We start from the raw sequence: 17,651 nt of genomic DNA on the forward strand, positions 1-17,651 counted from the left end.
CCGACGTTTCACAGCGGTACCCTTTGCCGACATACAGTTAGCACCAGTTGCCGAAGCCAACGATGAACCGGATCGACCTCTAAACGAGGATGCCACATCTGCGATACCGTAATTTTTTCGGTCTTCACAGGCAACTCGAAAGCAAAGGTGGCGCTGGATAGCGCCGATTCTTGATGTTCGGGTGGATTGCCCAGAAAAGACGCAGGCACGAGCGCTATCAAATCGGAGGCTCGAGCGACAGCCAACGCTGCGGGAAAGCTGGGCACCATGGCGACGATCGTTCGTTCAATTCCTAGCGCAGCCAACGCTTCATCCACGGGTCCGCTTGGGCGCTCGCGGCGCGAAGCGACAACGTGGCCGAAGGCGGCGTACCGTTCGGCTGTTACCTCGCGCTCCAATTCGAGCGGATGCCCCTTTCTGACAACACCGAGAAAGCGATCACGGAATAGCGCCTGCACGCGAACTTCCGGCCCCATTTCGCCCAGGACACCGATCTCAAGGTCGGCGGCACCCTCTCGCAATTGCGCTGCCGTCTTTTCAGTTTTTGGCGCGAATCGCAACTGCACGCGTGGGGCAACTGCCGTCGCCGCGGCGATGAGCGGAGCGCCAAAAGCTTCCACAAAGGCGTCGTTGGCTCGGATGGTAAAAGTTCGCTGCAACGTTGGAAAGTCCGGCTCTGTCATCGAGGGACGGAGTATGGCGCGGGCCTCATGAACCACATTTTGAGTGCGTTGACGCAATGCCTCCGCGTGTGGCGTCAGCACCATACGGCGCCCCGCACGAACCAACAAAGGGTCGCCGATCGCCTCTCGCAACCGGGTCAACGTTCGACTCATTGCCGAGGCACTCAATCCCAGTCGACGCGCAGCGCCGGCCACGCTGCCATCGGCAAGCAATTCGTCTAGCGCAATGAGTAGGTTCAAATCGGGTTCGTGCATGCCCGATCGTAGCACTAACCGTCCAGGCATGGCGTTTGGTGCATGTTATAGGTGCACACGCTGCGTCTTCCGCCATGTCTCCCGCATCGATATATTCGCTGGACCGACTCACCAACGAGCGCGCAGTTAGTCAATGCCGTTCAATCAGGTTTTATAACAGGGAGCTATCAATGCAAGACTTATCTCCACAGAAAGCCGTTCTCCTTGTCGGTGCATCCCGCGGCCTTGGCTTCGCAATGGTCGAGGAATACCTCAAGCGCGGCTGGCGAGTGATAGCCACTGGGAGGGAGGGCTCTACAGAAAAGCTTCATCAAATCGCGAAAGCCTCCCACGGCGCACTCGAAGTTGAAACGGTCGACATCACAATTCCTGAGCAAGTCGCCGCGCTACGCAGTCGTCTTGAAGTTCGGCGAATGGATGTGCTCTTCGTGAACGCGGGTGTCATAAACGACCATCGTGAGACGATCGCGGATGTCTCGACCGAGGAATTCATACGCGTGATGGTGACGAACGCGTTGAGTCCAATGAGAGTAGTCGAGGCGTTTCAGGACCTCGTGCAGCCGACCGGAACGATCGGCGTCATGTCGTCCGGGCAGGGTAGCCTCACTAACAACACTAACGGAAATTATGAGGTCTATCGGGGCAGCAAGGCAGCACTCAACATGTTCATGCGTAGCTTTGCTGCGCGCCACCGAAACGACGCGAGAACCTTGTTGCTGATGGCGCCCGGATGGGTACGGACGGATATGGGCGGTCCTGAAGCGCGTCTGAGTATCGAAGAAAGCATCCCGAACTTGCTGAGCACGATCGAGGCTTGCGAAGGGCATTCCGGACTGCAATATCTGGACTACCTCGGGAGAGTCGTTCCTTGGTGAACGGCGGCAAAAGACTCGCTGGTTCACGAGAAGTCCGGTGACGGCATCCTCGGCGCAATCACGCGGTACGCGGGCGCCGATCCCCGTTGAATTTCAATTCGCTAGGCGCCAATTTTATAAGGGCGGGTCATGACCTCAAGAAAATGACCGTCAGGATCGTTGAAATACATTCCCCGGCCGCCGTTGTGGAGGTAGGTTTCGCCGGCACGCTGTTTGCCAGGATCGGCCCAGTACTGAAGCCCTCTGTCACGAATACGAGCGAAGACCCGGTCGAACTCGTCCTCACTGATCAGAAACGCGTAATGTTGCATGGAAATCGCGCTGTCGCGTTCGAAGAAGTCGAGCGAGACGCCATTGTCGAGTTGAACGACCAGCATCTGTCCGAACTCAATGGGACTCGGAAGCCCCAGGATGTCCATGAGGAAGCTTGTCGACTTCTGCTTGTCGCTGCACCAGACGATTGTGTGGTTTAGCTGTACGCCCATGTTGTGACCCTCACTGAATGTGGCCAAATATGCCCTTCAGGCCAAGACGCGACGCTTGTCTCGCCATGGATCCAACATAGCCGACGCCTGATGGCATTCAAGTGAAATGTAAGTACGACCGGCAGATGATGGGCCGACAACTGCACGACGCAAGCGATCGAAAATAGACGGATCCTTGAGGGCATCGCGCGCGAGATCGGACTGTGGCGGTGGCAATCGGGCTTCGAAGTTGGTAAGCGCTGCGCCACTACCATGACAATTGTGCAGCAGGCTGCTGCACGAATTCTGCGTCAGGCCCCGACAGGTCACGGCTTCACGTAGACCTGCGCTTATCAAACGTGAGCACAAAATCAAACCGGGCCGCCTTTTGCTCGCCGTGGTCGGCGATCGTCATCAACAGCCGGCGATCGAAGAGGAAATCGCGAGCGTTGCGCTGCTCTGCGGGGAAGTACAGTTGGGTTGTGAGGATCGGCCCGTTTGGCGACTGCACCGTCACATGGAAGTGTCGCGTGCGTCCCGGATATAGACCCGGCACGATGGTTTGCAGGCGATAGCGTCCCTCGCTGTCGGCGAATTGGTGGCCGCGCAGCCGGAACCCCTCGAGGTCGTACTCCCCGGTGTCATTGGCCTGCCAGAAATCGAGCAATGCCCCGGGCACTGCCCTACATTCTGTCGACAGTACCCGCCCGATCAGGACGATCTTCGTTCCATTGATTCCCGGTTCGAGCAGCGATGCGCGTTGCGGCGAGTGCAGCAGGAAGAACGGACCTGCCGTCTGTTGCGGCGTCGGTTGGTCATCGTCCATGCAGGCGGGCGTAGCTGGAACTGCGCCTGCCCGGCGATAGCTGCCATTTCCGAGGGCCAACAGCAGCAACGTGGACGGGACTGCACCCGACCTGCGAAGAAAATTGCGCCGGCCCCGGCTCACACTTCGTGTCCGCATGTGAACGCTCCTTGCTTCCCGCTCGATCGTCACGCTGCGCCGGGCGCCCTGCGGAGCCGGCGAGCATCCGTGCGGGCGTCGTCGCGGTTAACGGAGCCTGCACCTGTGCCGACCATGGCAGCCCGTCAGTACTCGATGGTAATCCGGTTGTCGACCCTCATCACACCGGGAGCAAGCCATGCGACCCGCTCGGCTTCCTCGCGTTCGGCCCACGAGCGGACCGCTCCGAGCAGGACCACCTTACCGCCGTCGGCCTCGACGGTGATGCGCTGCGCGTCGACTTCCGCATTGCGCCTGGCGCGTTCATCGAACCGGGCGAATCGTGGATCTGGTAACGGGTGCAATCGGCGGCGTTGACTCCACCGGCCGCACCCGTCGTTTCCGCGCCTTAGGCCGAGGTTGCGGTGGCTTTCCTGGCATCTTCACTGGTCGATTCCTGCTTCGCCAGCTTCTTCACACGTACGGCCTTTTCGCCGGCATCCCAGCGGATTTCGTCGCGATCGCCGCTGCGCACATCGCCTCTTAACAGCGAGTCGGCGAGTTCCGATTCCACTTCCTGACGGATCTTGCGCTTCAACATCCGCGCGCCGAACTCGGGATCGTATCCAACCGTGGCCAGATGATCACGCAGTGCATCGTCGAACGACAGCTCGATATTCTGCGCGGCCGCCGTGCGCTGCACGCGCTGAAGCTGCAGGTCGACGATGCGGCGGATCTGCTCCTTGCCGAGCGCATGGAACACAACCACTTCATCGACACGGTTCAGGAACTCCGGCTTGAAGTGATGCCGCAAAATTTCCATCAGCCGGTCGCGCAGCGCGGGATAGTCGAGCTGTTTCGAATCGGCCTTCATGTTGTCCTGAATCATCTGCGAGCCGATGTTGCTGGTGGCGATGATCACGGTGTTGGTGAAATCCACGAGCCGTCCCTTGCCGTCCGTCAGACGTCCTTCGTCGAACAGTTGCAGCAGGATGTTGTGCACTTCGGAATGCGCCTTCTCGATCTCGTCGAGCAGTACGACGCTGTACGGGTGGCGCCGCACGCGCTCGGTCAGCTGGCCGCCTTCTTCGTAGCCGACATAACCGGGGGGCGCGCCGACGAGGCGGGCCACCGTATGGCGTTCCGAGTATTCACTCATGTCGATGCGCACGAGCGCGTTCTCGTCGCCGAACACCGCGGCAGCGAGCGCCTTCGCGAGTTCGGTCTTGCCGACGCCTGTCGGTCCTAGAAAGAGGAAGCTGGCGATCGGCTTGCCAGCTTCCGTCAACCCCGCGCGTGAAAGTCGCACGGCCTTTGATACGGCCGCTACGGCTTCGTCCTGGCCGACAACGCGTTCCCTCAAACGGTCTTCCAGACGCAGCAGCTTTTCGCGATCCTCGGCCGTGAGTTCGGAGACCGGCACGCCGGTCAGCGAGGATACGATCTGCGCGATGTCTTCCGCCGTGACTTCCTGCGAACTGGTGCCGCGTTCCTTCTTCCAGACCTCGGTCGACTCGTTCAGACGCGCTTCCTCGGCCGTGATTTTCTCCTGCAGTTCCTTCGCCTTGTCGAACTGTTTGGCCGCGCTCGCCGAGTCCTGCTCCTGACGCAGACGACGGATAGCGGCCTCGATATCGTGCAGCGCCTGCGGCCGCGAGTTCGACGAAATGCGCACGCGTGCCGCAGCCTGGTCGAGCAGGTCGATGGCCTTGTCGGGCAGGAAGCGGGCGGCGATATAGCGATCCGACAGCTTCGCCGCGGCCGTGATCGCCTCTTCGGTGATCTTCACCTTGTGATGCGCCTCGAGCCGGTCGCGCAGGCCGCGCAGGATATCGATCGTGTCCTCGATGCTCGGCTCGGGCACCATCACTGGCTGGAAGCGCCGTTCGAGCGCCGAATCCTTTTCGATGTACTTCTGGTATTCATTGAGCGTGGTCGCGCCGATCAGATGCAGTTCGCCGCGCGCAAGCGCCGGCTTGAACACGTTACCGATATCGAGCCCGCCTTCGCCGCCGCCCTGGCCCGCGCCGACGATCGTATGAAGCTCGTCGATGAAAACGATCAACCGGTCCTGGTTCGCGACGATCTCGTCGAGCACCTGCTTGACGCGCTCTTCGAATTCGCCCCGATACTTCGCGCCCGCCACCACGCTGTTGATGTTTAGCTCGACCACGCGCCTGCCGCGCAGCACTTCAGGGATCTGGTCCTGCGCGATACGTTGCGCGAGACCTTCGACGATCGCCGTCTTGCCGACGCCCGGCTCGCCGATCAGCACCGGGTTGTTCTTGCGGCGCCGCGCGAGCACTTCAATGGTGGTTTCGATCTCCTTGTCGCGGCCGATCACCGGATCGAGCTTGCCGCGCTTCGCCAGCTCGCTCAGATCGCGTGCGTATTTATCGAGCGTCGGGGTGGAGGAGCGGCCTTCGACGCTGCCATCTTCCGCGCCCTGGCCCACCACCTTCGCTGCTTTCTGACGCAGCGATTGCGACGTCAGCCCGAGTTTGCGCAGCAGCTCGCCGGCGAAGCCGTCTTCTTCCCCGACGAGACCGATCAGTATGTGTTCCGGGCCGACATAGCTATGGTTGAGCTCGCGCGACGCCACGAGTGCATTTTCGAGCGCGCTCTTTGCGCGCGGCGATACGCCGATGCGGGCCTCGTCGCCATCGGTTTTGGCCGTACCGCGCGGCGCGTCCTGTTCGATGGTGCGTTTGATATCGTCGGCATCGAGCTTGAACTCGCGCAGGATTTCGTTGACGACGTTGTTATCGGCGAGCGCGAGTAGCAGATGTTCCGTGTCGACCTCGTTCTTGCCGAACTCGACAGCTTTCTGCGCGGCCGCCTGCAGCCGGTCAAGCCCGCTTTCGCTCAGAAAGCTCTGCAGGTCGACGGCCTCGCGTGCACGCCTGCGTCGGCGAGGACGGGCACCGCTGCTGTCGGGGCCGCCCGCTGCTTCAGACGGACCGGACGACCCGGCCGAACCCGACGCGCGGCCAGGCGCGGAACGCCCGGCCCGCTGCCAGTCCGTGCCGCCGTTTTCGAATGGCGACCATCCCTCATCGAACAGGCGCTCGAACAGCCCGCCGTGGAAAAGCGACTCGAGCGGCGACAGACTGCGCTGATGACGTGCCATGAACTCCATGTGATGTTCATCGCAAAGCATTAACTGGCGGCGCTGGCCGTTCTCGGTGATCGTAATCTGTGTAGTCGCCGGTTTGCCGCAAACACTGCACTTGGCCATGATGTTCCTCTTCAGGTTCTGCCCACGCGTTGTGCGTTGCGATGTGGGCGGCTGGGCTGTCCATATCCTGGGTATTTCTGCCTCGCTGACGCACTGCTTCACGATCTCTCGCGGCGAAACGTCGCGAGGTTCGCGCGTCACCTGATCTCGATCTGCTTTGCGGTCTGCTTTGTCTCGCCCGCCTTGGGAGCAATGAACTGTATTCGCCTCTGGCGGAGCCATTGAAGCGATGCATTCAACACTACGCGCCGACAGAAGCGACTTCTTTCTCATTCCTGCGAAGACGTGTCGGGATTCTGCGATCCTGGCGTGCGCCTCCCGGATGCCGGCACTTCGCTTCGCGCGGCAAGGCGGAATGCGCGGGGAGTCATTCCCGTGTAGCGATGAAATACTTCGGTGAAATGCTGCTGGGTCTGGAAACCCGTGCGGGCCGCAACGTCGACGAGCGGCAATCGACTCGAAGACAGCATCCATTTGGCGAGCGTCAGGCGCTCGGTCGTCAGATGAAAATGAGGTGGGGAACCGGTGGCTTTCTTGAATGTACGCGCGAAGTGCGACGGACTCATATGCACCAGCGCGGCGAGATGCTCAACCTGAATGTTCTCGGCGATATGTTCGCTGATGTAGATGTTGATGCGCATCAGTTTTTGCTGGTCGATCGGTATTTCGGGGTCGCTCGCATGAGCGTTGCGGCTGTAATGGTACGAGATATGCAGGGCAATGGCGTCGACGAAGGCGTCGAGGCAGCCGACTTCCACGGCGGCGGTTTGAGAGAGCAAAATCAGCGTGTCGGCCGCCGCGCGCAGGAACGGATCCCAGGCCTGAAACCACAGTGGCAACTCACGGGCCGCCGATGCGAAAACCTGTCGTGATTTGGTTTTGAGCGTGTGCGAATCGAGCGTGATGACGAGCCCTTGCGGATCGCCCCTGGGCGCGGCTAATTGCGCGGTGGCTGGAACGAAGGCGATATACGGTGCACGAACGCTGATGTGGTTACTTTTGCCGGTTGCGTCACGGCTGCTTGCTTCTACGGCTGTCCTGTCGGCCGGTACCAGCAGGCAGATGTCGGGACGTATATCAGCCGACCGGTCGACGCACGCTGCGTGGGTCGGGTAGTGGAGTAATCCTTGAATGGGCGCGGGGGAAGCGGTACGTTCCATGTTGCGCTGTCGAGGTGCGGCCTCTGGGTCTGTTGCTTCTACTCCTGCTCTTGCTCCTACTCCAAGCTTAGTAGGTGTTTCGTGACATGCCAGGGCTCCTGCCCGCGAATATAAACAATGGCGCATTCGCCGATCCGGAGGGTGCGCGCAGGCGGCGGTGACTTATAACCTTCAACAACGACATCCGCCCGTTACGTTTTCAAGCAGCTATCTGCAAAGAAACAGCATGAACCCGAAAGACCGTGGCGCATGGGCTGCCGCATCGTCAACTGACCTGTGCACGGCGCATGTGCAATCCGCACGCCCGCTGTGTGCGCGCGCCGTATCGGCGGCCGCCCGGGGAGCCAAATCATGGACAGAAAGAAAAGCTGGCTGCGCAGGGATTTCGATGCGCTGCGTCTGCAGTGGGACGTACTCACCTTTTATGAGCGCTTCGAACAGCTTGTCGCGCATGTGCTGAGCGTGGTGATCTCCGCCATCATTCTCGTGTCGCTCTGGCAATTGATCCACGCGGTTACTGCATTGCTGGTTTCGGACGCGCTGAACCCGCTCGATCACGCAGTGTTTCAAACGGTCTTCGGGATGGTCATGACGTTGCTGATCGCATTGGAATTCAAACATTCGATTACGCGCGTGATGGCGCGGCGCGATCATATCGTTCAGGTCAAGACGGTGGTTCTCGTTGCGCTGCTCGCCATCGCCCGCAAATTCATCATTCTCGATCCGGCCAGCGCACCCGCGCAGATCGCGGCGCTTGCGTTTGCGCTGGTGGCGCTGGGGAGCGTCTACTGGCTGATGCGGCAGCGCGACGATCCGGTCGACGCGACCGCGGCGGCGCACGCCGAACTCGACCGGACCATGTATGCACAGCGGCAGCAGGAAACACGATCCGGCGAAGGCGCGCGGCGGGGCGATTGACTGGGGCCGCCGCGCAATGACAGCGAAAGCGCCGCTTTAGCGAACGTCGTCGACGGCCTCTTCGTGACCGCCCAATTACCTATGCTCTTGGTCGGACTCGGTTCGGCGCGTTGGGCCGAGTTCGACCCACTGCTGTCGCTCGAACTAGAGCTGCTATGAAGGCAGCTTTCAACTCCACAGCGGTCAATTGTCGACCACGTCGGCCGGTGTCTCGCGAAACCGATGGCGTTTAGCGACGTCAGTCGACCGTCGCCGATGCCGAGAAGAACGGTTACGCTATGTCGCACGCGCAGCCACTCCTCTCCAATCGCGAATCTCGACCCGGGCACTCGGTGTTCGGACCGTAGCACCTATTGCAGCGCGATCCCAAAAGGGGAATTCAATCCATTGGCACCTGAGTCGACGCAGTTCGACAGCCCACCATTTGCTCCAACGGTGCACTGAGTCACGGTGTTGTTCCCGCGATTAACCACATAGGCGAACCCGCCGAATATCGTCATCGCTATCGGCTGATTAAATATCGCGCCTGCTCCCGAGTCCACGCAACCGGTCAGCATCCCGGTACTGTTATCTACCCTGCATTGGAGGACCGTATTATTGGCCGTGGTGGCGTATGCAAACGCCCCGTTGAATACGACCGCGTCAAGAATAGCAGGCGCTGAATCCGTGACGCAGGCGGACACCAATCCCGAGGCGCCGATCGCACAGCGCAAAATAGACGTTTGATTTACGGGAAACACATAGAGCGTCGATCCATTGACGGCAACTTGCCCGATGAACCCGCCGCTAACCGGCAGTCCCGTGCAGCCTGTCAGATCCCCGGTCAGATCGATCGAGCACTGGAATATCGTGCCGGATGCCTGGTCGGACACGTAGGCCGTCGATCCTTTGATCGCCAATCCGATCGGGGAAGACATACCGTTGCCTGTGCTGGTACAGCCCGATAGCCCCGTGCTGTCGAGACTACATTTATTTACCGTGCCACTGGGATTTCCCGTCACATAGAGTCGACCACTACTTATGTTCATTCCCGTAGGAAGGCTGAACAGGGAGGATGTCTGCGGTGTGCAATCAACGAGTTGACCGGCAACCCCTACCTCGCACTGGCTCACTGTATTTGCGAAGACATTCGATATAAATGCGAAATGACTATTGGCGCTGTACGCAATAGTCAGGCTACTCGTTTGAGGTTGACCGCTATTGTCCGTGTAAGCGTACTGGAGCACCAGGTTGCTCGAAGCTGTTGTAACCGTCGGTGTATAGGTGAGCGCGAGCGTGCATGCCCCGTTTGCCACGACAGCAGCGCAGGGTAACGTCGAGCTTACCTGGCTCCAACCGACCGGTAATGCTGATGTGATTCGCAGGTTTGTGTCGGTGCTTCCGTCGCTACTATTGAAAGCCACCGTGACAAGCGCATTCGCACCTACAAACGCGCTAACGGGCCCCGCGGGAGTGGGCGTAGCCACGACCGTGCTCGGGGCCATCGCAATATAGGGTATGTTGACAGTTCCAGCCTCAGCCTGCCCTGCGTTATTCGTATAGCTATAGCCGAGCGTCAATGTGCTGGACGGTCGCGCCGCAGTGGGCGCATAGGAGAGGCCTAGTTGGCAAGACGTACCTGTTGTCAGGCTTGCGCAAGGTAATGACGAAGTGTCCACGCTCCAGCCGGGCGGCAAGCTTGACAGCCCACTGGCAATGTTGAGATTAGTAGCCGGCGTGCCGTCGCTTGTCGCGAATGAGACGCCGACGGGGTTCGTTGTTCCCACCAACGCCTGGATCGTTCCAGTGGGCGTTACGGTAGCGACTGCGGTATTTGCCAGTGTCGCCGAAAACGTCAGGTCGACGGTTCCCATGCGCTGTGCACCGGAACTGTCTATATAGGCGAAGCCTAAGGTCAGTACCTGACTTGTTGCTGCGGCGACCGGCATGTAGCGCAAGGACAACTGGCATCCGTTCCCATTGGAAACGCTCGGGCAGGCGAAGCTCGGCGTCATGGTGCTCCACCCATCCGGCAAGGAAGACAGACCCGTGGTGACTGCCAGGGATGTTGCCGGCTGCCCGTCCGTCGTGTCGAAGGTGACGGTCACCGATGTATTGCCGCCCACACTTGCAGCGATCGGCCCCGGACTATTGGTAGTGACCGTCACCGCGTTTGCCGGAGCGGCGACGGCCGGTGCGCTAGCCGCGGTTACTGGGGGCGCCGCGCTAGTCGCTTGCTTTGTGCTGCCATCGCCGCAGCCGAGCAGAAATGTGCAGGAAAGGATCGCGACGCAGTAATGGCGATAATCGCGCTGTCGAATAACTCTTATTAATTTCATCACTTTGTCATTAGCAAAGCCCCAGCCTTGCTCCCCGTTAATTTTTATTGCTGTTACATAGCGATTTTTATAAACATTACCACAGATCTACTTATTTGCGAGGCTAGTCTGAACCGCCCCGGGGCGGTTCAAGTCCTTGTGACATCTGGCCTTGTAATCGCCTCTGATATGCGAGCCCGGATCGGACACGTGCGCGACATGGGATTGTAAGTGAGGACCGGTCGGTCAGGCTATCCAGACAGGCCCACTTGAGCTCGGATTGTCCAATTTCTACCAGGCGCAAATTACCGCTTAACAAAGAAATAATTCACGGAATCGCACTGACCGCACATGCCGGCCCAGACTCCACGCAGTATCTTGGAGTGGCAAGCGACGGCGCCCAGACAGCGCCCACATCGGGCTAATGCAGATTTCGCGTCGGCTTTTTACTTGGTGCGCATGCCTTTTAAGGCTGGTCACTTGTAAGGCCCGAATGTGCCGATTCATATAGAGTTAGATTCAAGCAGTCGTTCCGAATTGACTACGACGCGGAAGACGCAAATGGAGAGTTGGCCGACGACCCGGTGGATAGCAACGTCCAATGAAGGGCCGCTGTCAGTGGGTATGCCGACGGTCAAATGTCCTCGCATCGGCTCCGATGAACGGCCGTGGCTGGCCGGTTGCCGGCCGACGCGGTCGACCAAAGGCAACCCGGAGCAGCCGTTCCCGGCCAACCCAAGCGGACGCTTAGTCGCGACGCGGGGCTGGCTCGGCATCGGGAGCGTCAGCCGCGTCGAGCGGCTTCGATCGCAGCTATGTCGATCTTTCTCATCCCCATCATGGCTTCGAACGCGCGCTTGGCTGCCGCTCGATCAGGATCGACGATCGCGTCCATCAGGACGCGTGGCGTGATCTGCCACGACAGTCCCCATTTGTCCTTGCACCAACCACATTCGCTTTCCTGGCCGCCGTTTTCGACAATCGCGTTCCATAAGCGGTCCGTTTCTGCCTGATTATCGGTCGAAACCTGGAACGAGAATGCCTCGTTGTGCTTGAACCCCGGGCCTCCGTTCAGGCCGAGACAAGGAATGCCGATCACCCTGAACTCGACCGTCAAGACATCGCCCTGCTTGCCCGCAGGATAGTCGCCGGGGGCGCGATGGACCGCTTTCACTGCGCTGTCCTGGAACGTCTCGGCGTAGAACGTCGCGGCGTCCAACGCGGTGCCGTCGTACCATAGACAAATGGTGTTCTTGCTAGTCATCTGAGCTCTCCTGAATGGGGACAATTACCTGCATTCAAGCCGCGCAGGCACTCGGGGCTGACACGCATGAGCGATCGCCCGCCACGGCGCCGCTTCCCATTCATTCTAGTCTGCACATCCTCAACGCAACGAAAATGGGTAAAGGACATGACGACGAAACCCGAACTCGACCGCCCGATCCTGGTAACCGGGGCGGCTGGCGCTGTGGGCGGCATCGGCCGCAGCCTCACCGAAATGCTTCTTTCCAAGGGGCACAAGGTGCGCGCCATGGTCCGCCGCGAGGATGAGCGCGCGGAAGATCTGCGCCGGCTTGGCGCCGAGGTCATGCAGGGCGACCTGACTGACCTCTCTTCGATGCACCGCGCCATCGAAGGCTGTTCGCGCATTTACTTTGGCATGTCCGTCTCCCCTTCTTATTTGGAAGCCGCGGTCAATACCGCCGCAGTCGCGCGCCACCACGGCGTCGAAGCCTTCGTGAACATGTCTCAGATGACGGTCACACAGATGAGCATCACTGAAACCACCGACAGTCCCCAGCACAAGCTGCACTGGCTCGCGGAGCAGGCACTGGAATGGTCGGGGCTACCGCTTGTCACGATGCGGCCCACGGTCTTTTTCGAAGGCTTCTTTCGGCTTCTCGCCGCAGAGGGCGTACGCGAACGAGACGAGCTGGCGGTGCCGCTTGGCAACGGCAGAACGTCGCCCGTCTCAGCGGTAGATGTGGCGCGTGCTGTGTCCGTGATCCTCGACGATCCGGCACCGCACATTGGCAAGGTCTACAACCTGACGGGACCCGAGTCGGCCGACCTGGAGCACTATGCACGCGTCTTTTCTGAGGTGCTCGGCCGAACGATCCGCTACCGCGACGTGCCCGTTTCGGCGTGGGCGGCCAAGCTTCGGGAGATGGGCGTGGCCGAGCATCTCGTCAAGCACTTTTCAACCATGGGCGAGCTTCACGCGCAAGGGCGGTACGACCGCATGACGGATGACGTGTTCAAGCTCACCGGCAAGACGCCAATAAGCATGCTCGATTTCGTGAAGCAACATGCCTCTGACTTCACTCGTGCGTGAAGCAGTAATGCTGCGTGAATCGCTGGGCGAAGAAGTCGAGCGGCTCGGGCCGGAGCTGTTCGAATTTGGCGGCAGGCATTGCGATCGCATCGTCACAGCCGTGCTCGAACGGCTGTGACAGCCATAGTGAGGGTCGATATGCTCCCAAAGACCTGTACTTTTCTTTACATCGCCAGTGTGTTGGAAGCCAGCACTGGCGCCTTAGCTCAATCCATTCGTATCGAATCCGGTACCTACGGCGCCAACTGCTGTTCGCGCCAACAAGGGAGGCACACATGGGTAAGCATTTCGACATCTTTTCGTCCGTTGGTCTCGGGTTGGGCTTGGTGTTGGCGCTTGCAGAAGGGTCGGTCGCGCAACAAAACCCGGTGACGGCGATCGACATCGCGCTCGAACCCGACGCGACGATGATTCAGCATGCGATGGACGCCAACGCTCGTCTGCTCAAGGATTTTCCGAAGGGCTTCACGCTGGATGAGACGCACCACCCTCACATCTCCATATTGCAGCAGTTCGTCCGCACAGATGATCTCGACAAGGTATATGCGGCAGCGAACGCCGTTATGGCCAAAGAGAAGCCCACAACATGGACGTTAAAGGCGTTCAAGTATTACTACATCCCATCTCCGCCGGTTGGCCTCGCGGGAATTGTGGTCGAACCGACTAAAGACCTGCATCGGCTGCAAGATGAACTCATTGCGGCCGTTAAACCCTACACCGTGAAGACCGGTACCCCGGCGGCCTTCTTCAGCGAAGAGGGCGGCCGCGACATCCAAAAATTCCTGATCAGCTATGTCGGCAATTTCGTTAGCGACGCGGCGGGCAAGCGCTTCAACCCGCACGTGACCATCGGCGTCGGAACGGAAACGTATTTGAACACGATGCTGGCGGAGCCATTCTCGTCGTTCACATTCTCGGCGGCCGGCGCGTCGGTCTACCAGCTTGGCAGCTTTGGCACAGCTCGGAAGGAGCTGAGTGCATTAACTGCGCCCCCCTGAGGCGAAACTCAGGTTTCGGGCGTTGCGTTCAATCGTGGGGGGAGCGGTCATCCAGCGGCCCGATGTTAACGTCTCCTGCTGGCCGATATGCGCCAAAAGAGATTTTTTTGAATGGTTACAATGCTGCGGATGCCCCCTCAACAGCATCCAGTGCGAGACATGCTGACCTCTTATTTCTGGAGTGGCGACGCCATCCGCAGTCGACGCGTAAGTGACATCGTGCTATCAGGCACGGTCGACGTCCCTGTGCCCCCTCCTCGTCTGCTTGCGGATTGGAAAAGAGAAACATCGTCGCGCATGGTCCTGGAGCCTGGGGACGTCGAGGCCATGCCTTTGCCGCGAGCGCGGGTGCGTTGGCCGGACTACACGCGCTGCGTGCAGGCAGTGTCCGATTGGGCGTGCGCGCTTGGACTGCCCTCGGTGCTTGCCTCCAGTGACGTTGCCCTCATGGCCTGCCGCGGCGCGAAGTACCACCATGACGGTGCGCAATATGGCGGTGCGGCCTTCTGTAATCTCTTCCTGAGCGAGGACCGGGGGCTGGACTTGCATTTTCCCGCTTTGGGCCATCGCATTCCCTTGACCCGGGGAACGGCTGTGATATTCGATACGGGCCAGCCTCATGGCGTCATTCAGCGTCACAGCAGTGGTTTCAATGCGGCTGACTTCGCGCCGGACCAGGATTGCATCCAGATATTCCTGACCTGGGAGCTTCCCATCGAAGATGCCCATGTCGGGCACGCACTCGAGGTTGCCTTCGACATCGCCCCTTCGACCTCGTTGCAACTTGATGCAGAGCAAGTTTGCCTGAACGGCGAACCGGCCATTGTGTGCCCGGATTCCGGTCGTTGGTGCCGGCTCGACTGATCGTCAGGGTCACACAGGTCATGCGTTCACATGCGTACGTCAAATAGCCAGGCATCCGGCGGCAAGCCGGAGGACGCACATGGCAAGTCCAATCACGTCGCTGACGGGCGCCGCCGACCGCCTGTATGATGGCGGGCCTGCGCGCGACCGAAAGCCCGCGCAGGCGACCCGCGCAGATCGCGCACCGCCCCGCTGCCGCTACGCGGCGCCAAGCATTCATTCACAGTGACCCAGAGGAAGACCGCCATGACGGCCGCAACGCAATTCGATCAGGTTTCCGTTATCAAACGAGCCAACGTCTACTTCGACGGCAAGTGTGTCTCGCACACCGTTCTCTTCGCCGACGGCACGCGCAAGACGCTCGGCGTGATCCTGCCCGGCCCGCTCAACTTCGGCACCGAAGCGCCGGAACTCATGGAGGTGCAAGCCGGCCAATGCCGCATCCGCCTCGAAGGCAGCGACGTGTGGAAGACGTATGGCGCGGGCGAGTCGTTCTCGGTGCCGGGCAAGAGCCGCTTTGATATCGACGTGATCGAAACGCTCGACTACATCTGCAGCTATCTGTAAGAAAGAAGGCGCCCATGGCGCCGGTGTGGCAGCGAACTGCAGCGGCAGGCCAGGTTGATGTCCGAAGTGGTAGCGCAGTTTCGACTGGGCGGGGCATAACCGACCGCAGGAGTTGATTCGCATGCCTGCACGGCGCGAGGCAGAATGGCCGGCGCGTCGTCTTACTGAGGCCCCGTGTTGGCAGTTGCGTGGCGCGATTTGATCGCCACGCTTCGATCAACTAGACGATGCTGTCCGGTGTAGCGCCGCGCTTATCACGTGAGCATATATGCGTAGCGAATTTTCTTCGTTGCCCTAAAGTGGGCACGCCAGTATATTGCCCGGCTCGCGTCGCCGACAGCGCTGCTGATCGGCCCTGAAGCACATTTTGAATGACACCCCGTCATTGGCCATATGAAGATTCCCCTACGGATCGAGGGCCTGTAAACGCTCCTATTGCATACAATGGCCCTGCCACACTTTGATTTGCCACACATTGATCCGATTTACTCGCTGTCCGGCCTGGGGGTCGGGTTCCTCGTCGGCCTGACCGGCGTCGGCGGTGGCTCGTTGATGACGCCGCTACTCGTGCTGCTCTTCGGCGTACATCCGGCCACGGCCGTCGGTACAGATCTGTTGTACGCCGCCGTGACGAAAGCCATTGGCACGCTCGTGCATGGTCTGAAAGGATCGGTCGACTGGCGTGTGACAGGCCGGCTCGCAATAGGCAGCGTGCCGGCCGCGGCCGTCACGCTATGGCTGCTCCACCGCTACGGCCTGCATTCGCCAGGCGGAGCAGCGCTGATACAGCGCGTGCTCGGCGCGGCGTTGTTGATCACGTCGGTGGCTCTCATATTCCGTCCGCAACTGGCCGCCCTTGCCGCGCGCCCCGACTCCCCCGTGCGTCCGGCCTCGCCCGTGCGCACGACGCTCTGGACGATCGTAACGGGCGTCGTGCTCGGCGTGGTGGTCTCGATGACCTCGGTGGGCGCGGGGGCCATCGGCGTGACGGTGTTGTTGCTGCTTTACCCCATGCTGCCGACGTCGCGCATCGTCGGCTCCGACGTCGCACACGCGGTACCGCTCACTCTCGTCGCCGGGATCGGGCATTGGATGATCGGCTCGGTCGACTGGGCCATGCTGCTTTCGCTGTTGATCGGCTCGGTGCCCGGCATCGCGCTTGGCAGCCATCTTTCGAAGCGCGCGCCCGAAGCGCTGCTGCGCAATCTGCTCGCAGCAGTGCTCGTGCTCGTCGGCGTGCAGCTCGCCGCGGCCTGAGCCGCGGCAGGGCCACTTAGAGCTGCACCCCGCGCGTGAGCGCGCCATCCACTACAAGATTCGCCCCGCTCACGAAGCTCGCCGCCGGACTCGCGACAAACGCGACCGCGTTCGCGATCTCCTGCGGGCGCGCCATGCGTCCGCTGGGATTCAACGCGAGTGCTTCCGCGAACAACTTCGGATCGCTGTGTTCGATTTGATCCCACACACCGCCTTCGAAATAGACGTTGCCCGGCGACACGGCGTTCGCGCGGATGCCCTTCGGCGCGAGGTGGAACGCGAGGCCTTGCATGTAGTGGATCAGCGCCGCCTTGAAAGTCCCGTAAGGTCCGGCGGCAAAGTCGATCTCACGGCCGGACACGCTCGATATCGCGATGATCGAGGCGGCCTTGCTCGCTTCGAGAAACGGCAGCGCGGCGTCGACCAGGTTGACCGTACCCATCAAGTCGGTTTCGAACTCCTTACGCCATGATTCGAGATCGTTGCCGATCGACAGCGCACTCACATTAGCGACCACGATGTCGATGCCGCCTAGTTGCGCGGCGGCGGCGCGTGTCCAGGCCTGTAACGCCGGACCGTTCGAAACGTCGACCGAGGCGCCGCACACCTTCACCGCACCACCGGTGAGCCGCGCGATGTCGGCCACCGTCTGTTCGACGACGGCGCCATCACGCGCGCAAAGCGCGACGTCCGCGCCTTCGGCTGCCAGCGTTTGCGCAATGGCGCGGCCGATACCCTTGGTGCCGCCGGTTACAAGTGCCTTCAAACCTTTGAGTTGCAAATCCATGGTGGCGTCT

At 60.5% G+C, this 17,651-nt stretch carries 18 protein-coding genes; 9 read left to right on the plus strand and 9 right to left on the minus strand.

Features of this window, described 5'->3' with window-relative positions:
- Window positions 1–8: 8 nt before the first annotated feature.
- Window positions 9–938 (minus strand): LysR family transcriptional regulator, encoded by a 930-nt coding sequence (locus HV670_RS11975; RefSeq protein WP_175105005.1) that lies wholly within the window; start codon window positions 936–938, stop codon window positions 9–11.
- A gap of 170 nt (window positions 939–1,108) precedes the next feature.
- On the opposite strand from HV670_RS11975, the gene HV670_RS11980 reads away from it, so the two are divergent.
- On the plus strand, window positions 1,109–1,813 hold the full coding sequence (locus tag HV670_RS11980) for an SDR family NAD(P)-dependent oxidoreductase (protein WP_175105006.1): 705 nt from the start codon (window positions 1,109–1,111) through the stop codon (window positions 1,811–1,813).
- Between the two features lie 101 nt (window positions 1,814–1,914).
- Here the strand turns inward: HV670_RS11980 and HV670_RS11985 are convergent, their stop codons facing one another.
- The 5 genes from HV670_RS11985 to HV670_RS12005 form a co-directional block, all read right to left on the minus strand.
- Complete coding sequence (locus HV670_RS11985; protein WP_175105007.1) at window positions 1,915–2,298, minus strand: VOC family protein; 384 nt, start codon at window positions 2,296–2,298, stop codon at window positions 1,915–1,917.
- 313 nt (window positions 2,299–2,611) lie between these two features.
- Entirely contained in the window at window positions 2,612–3,172 is a 561-nt protein-coding gene (locus tag HV670_RS11990) for a dioxygenase family protein (protein ID WP_246257259.1), read from the minus strand.
- A gap of 194 nt (window positions 3,173–3,366) precedes the next feature.
- Window positions 3,367–3,585 carry a BON domain-containing protein gene (locus HV670_RS11995; RefSeq protein ID WP_246257265.1) on the minus strand — a complete coding sequence of 73 codons (219 nt, stop codon included), beginning with the start codon at window positions 3,583–3,585 and terminating at the stop codon, window positions 3,367–3,369.
- A gap of 44 nt (window positions 3,586–3,629) precedes the next feature.
- On the minus strand, window positions 3,630–6,458 hold the full coding sequence (locus tag HV670_RS12000) for an ATP-dependent Clp protease ATP-binding subunit (protein ID WP_175105008.1): 2,829 nt from the start codon (window positions 6,456–6,458) through the stop codon (window positions 3,630–3,632).
- Between the two features lie 269 nt (window positions 6,459–6,727).
- Complete coding sequence (locus HV670_RS12005; RefSeq protein WP_175105009.1) at window positions 6,728–7,618, minus strand: helix-turn-helix domain-containing protein; 891 nt, start codon at window positions 7,616–7,618, stop codon at window positions 6,728–6,730.
- 351 nt (window positions 7,619–7,969) lie between these two features.
- On the opposite strand from HV670_RS12005, the gene HV670_RS12010 reads away from it, so the two are divergent.
- Complete coding sequence (locus HV670_RS12010) at window positions 7,970–8,536, plus strand: phosphate-starvation-inducible PsiE family protein (protein ID WP_175105010.1); 567 nt, start codon at window positions 7,970–7,972, stop codon at window positions 8,534–8,536.
- Window positions 8,537–8,886: 350 nt separating this feature from the next.
- On the opposite strand, the gene HV670_RS12015 is transcribed toward HV670_RS12010, so the two are convergent.
- On the minus strand, window positions 8,887–9,453 hold the full coding sequence (locus tag HV670_RS12015; protein ID WP_175105011.1) for a lactonase family protein: 567 nt from the start codon (window positions 9,451–9,453) through the stop codon (window positions 8,887–8,889).
- A gap of 1,042 nt (window positions 9,454–10,495) precedes the next feature.
- Here HV670_RS12015 and HV670_RS12020 point away from each other — a divergent pair.
- The gene (locus tag HV670_RS12020) at window positions 10,496–10,813 is read left to right on the plus strand and encodes a hypothetical protein (RefSeq protein WP_175105012.1); all 318 of its coding nucleotides are present in this window, start codon (window positions 10,496–10,498) and stop codon (window positions 10,811–10,813) included.
- A gap of 804 nt (window positions 10,814–11,617) precedes the next feature.
- Here HV670_RS12020 and HV670_RS12025 read toward each other — a convergent pair.
- Complete coding sequence (locus HV670_RS12025) at window positions 11,618–12,097, minus strand: VOC family protein (RefSeq protein WP_175105013.1); 480 nt, start codon at window positions 12,095–12,097, stop codon at window positions 11,618–11,620.
- Between the two features lie 147 nt (window positions 12,098–12,244).
- On the opposite strand from HV670_RS12025, the gene HV670_RS12030 reads away from it, so the two are divergent.
- From HV670_RS12030 to HV670_RS12055, 6 genes are all read left to right on the plus strand, one after another.
- Window positions 12,245–13,168 (plus strand): SDR family NAD(P)-dependent oxidoreductase, encoded by a 924-nt coding sequence (locus HV670_RS12030; RefSeq protein WP_175105014.1) that lies wholly within the window; start codon window positions 12,245–12,247, stop codon window positions 13,166–13,168.
- Window positions 13,143–13,286 carry a hypothetical protein gene (locus HV670_RS12035; protein ID WP_246257267.1) on the plus strand — a complete coding sequence of 48 codons (144 nt, stop codon included), beginning with the start codon at window positions 13,143–13,145 and terminating at the stop codon, window positions 13,284–13,286. The genes HV670_RS12030 and HV670_RS12035 overlap by 26 nt, the downstream gene beginning before the upstream one ends.
- Window positions 13,287–13,443: 157 nt before the next feature.
- On the plus strand, window positions 13,444–14,166 hold the full coding sequence (locus tag HV670_RS12040) for a 2'-5' RNA ligase family protein (RefSeq protein WP_175105015.1): 723 nt from the start codon (window positions 13,444–13,446) through the stop codon (window positions 14,164–14,166).
- A gap of 159 nt (window positions 14,167–14,325) precedes the next feature.
- Entirely contained in the window at window positions 14,326–15,030 is a 705-nt protein-coding gene (locus HV670_RS12045) for a hypothetical protein (RefSeq protein WP_175105016.1), read from the plus strand.
- Between the two features lie 246 nt (window positions 15,031–15,276).
- Window positions 15,277–15,597: a pyrimidine/purine nucleoside phosphorylase gene (gene ppnP, locus HV670_RS12050; protein WP_175105017.1), complete on the plus strand. Its 321-nt coding sequence runs from the start codon at window positions 15,277–15,279 to the stop codon at window positions 15,595–15,597.
- 444 nt (window positions 15,598–16,041) lie between these two features.
- Window positions 16,042–16,854, plus strand: coding sequence for a sulfite exporter TauE/SafE family protein (locus tag HV670_RS12055; RefSeq protein ID WP_175105018.1), 813 nt, complete (start codon window positions 16,042–16,044; stop codon window positions 16,852–16,854).
- 16 nt (window positions 16,855–16,870) lie between these two features.
- On the opposite strand, the gene HV670_RS12060 is transcribed toward HV670_RS12055, so the two are convergent.
- Window positions 16,871–17,641 (minus strand): SDR family NAD(P)-dependent oxidoreductase, encoded by a 771-nt coding sequence (locus HV670_RS12060; RefSeq protein ID WP_175105019.1) that lies wholly within the window; start codon window positions 17,639–17,641, stop codon window positions 16,871–16,873.
- Between the last annotated feature and the right edge of the window lie 10 nt (window positions 17,642–17,651).

It is taken from the genome of Pararobbsia alpina (assembly GCF_902859895.1).
In the GTDB taxonomy this organism is placed as follows: domain Bacteria; phylum Pseudomonadota; class Gammaproteobacteria; order Burkholderiales; family Burkholderiaceae; genus Pararobbsia; species Pararobbsia alpina.

What these genes read in the sequence shown, in the direction of transcription:
- HV670_RS11975 (WP_175105005.1), bottom strand. Translation starts at nt 938, where the DNA reads ATGCACGAACCCGATTTGAACCTACTCATTGCGCTAGACGAATTGCTT.
- HV670_RS11980 (WP_175105006.1), top strand. Translation starts at nt 1,109, where the DNA reads ATGCAAGACTTATCTCCACAGAAAGCCGTTCTCCTTGTCGGTGCATCC.
- HV670_RS11985 (WP_175105007.1), bottom strand. Translation starts at nt 2,298, where the DNA reads ATGGGCGTACAGCTAAACCACACAATCGTCTGGTGCAGCGACAAGCAG.
- HV670_RS12000 (WP_175105008.1), bottom strand. Translation starts at nt 6,458, where the DNA reads ATGGCCAAGTGCAGTGTTTGCGGCAAACCGGCGACTACACAGATTACG.
- HV670_RS12005 (WP_175105009.1), bottom strand. Translation starts at nt 7,618, where the DNA reads ATGGAACGTACCGCTTCCCCCGCGCCCATTCAAGGATTACTCCACTAC.
- HV670_RS12010 (WP_175105010.1), top strand. Translation starts at nt 7,970, where the DNA reads ATGGACAGAAAGAAAAGCTGGCTGCGCAGGGATTTCGATGCGCTGCGT.
- HV670_RS12015 (WP_175105011.1), bottom strand. Translation starts at nt 9,453, where the DNA reads ATGTCTTCCCCGATCGGATTGGCGATCAAAGGATCGACGGCCTACGTG.
- HV670_RS12025 (WP_175105013.1), bottom strand. Translation starts at nt 12,097, where the DNA reads ATGACTAGCAAGAACACCATTTGTCTATGGTACGACGGCACCGCGTTG.
- HV670_RS12030 (WP_175105014.1), top strand. Translation starts at nt 12,245, where the DNA reads ATGACGACGAAACCCGAACTCGACCGCCCGATCCTGGTAACCGGGGCG.
- HV670_RS12035 (WP_246257267.1), top strand. Translation starts at nt 13,143, where the DNA reads ATGCCTCTGACTTCACTCGTGCGTGAAGCAGTAATGCTGCGTGAATCG.
- HV670_RS12040 (WP_175105015.1), top strand. Translation starts at nt 13,444, where the DNA reads ATGGGTAAGCATTTCGACATCTTTTCGTCCGTTGGTCTCGGGTTGGGC.
- HV670_RS12045 (WP_175105016.1), top strand. Translation starts at nt 14,326, where the DNA reads ATGCTGACCTCTTATTTCTGGAGTGGCGACGCCATCCGCAGTCGACGC.
- ppnP (WP_175105017.1), top strand. Translation starts at nt 15,277, where the DNA reads ATGACGGCCGCAACGCAATTCGATCAGGTTTCCGTTATCAAACGAGCC.
- HV670_RS12055 (WP_175105018.1), top strand. Translation starts at nt 16,042, where the DNA reads ATGGCCCTGCCACACTTTGATTTGCCACACATTGATCCGATTTACTCG.
- HV670_RS12060 (WP_175105019.1), bottom strand. Translation starts at nt 17,641, where the DNA reads ATGGATTTGCAACTCAAAGGTTTGAAGGCACTTGTAACCGGCGGCACC.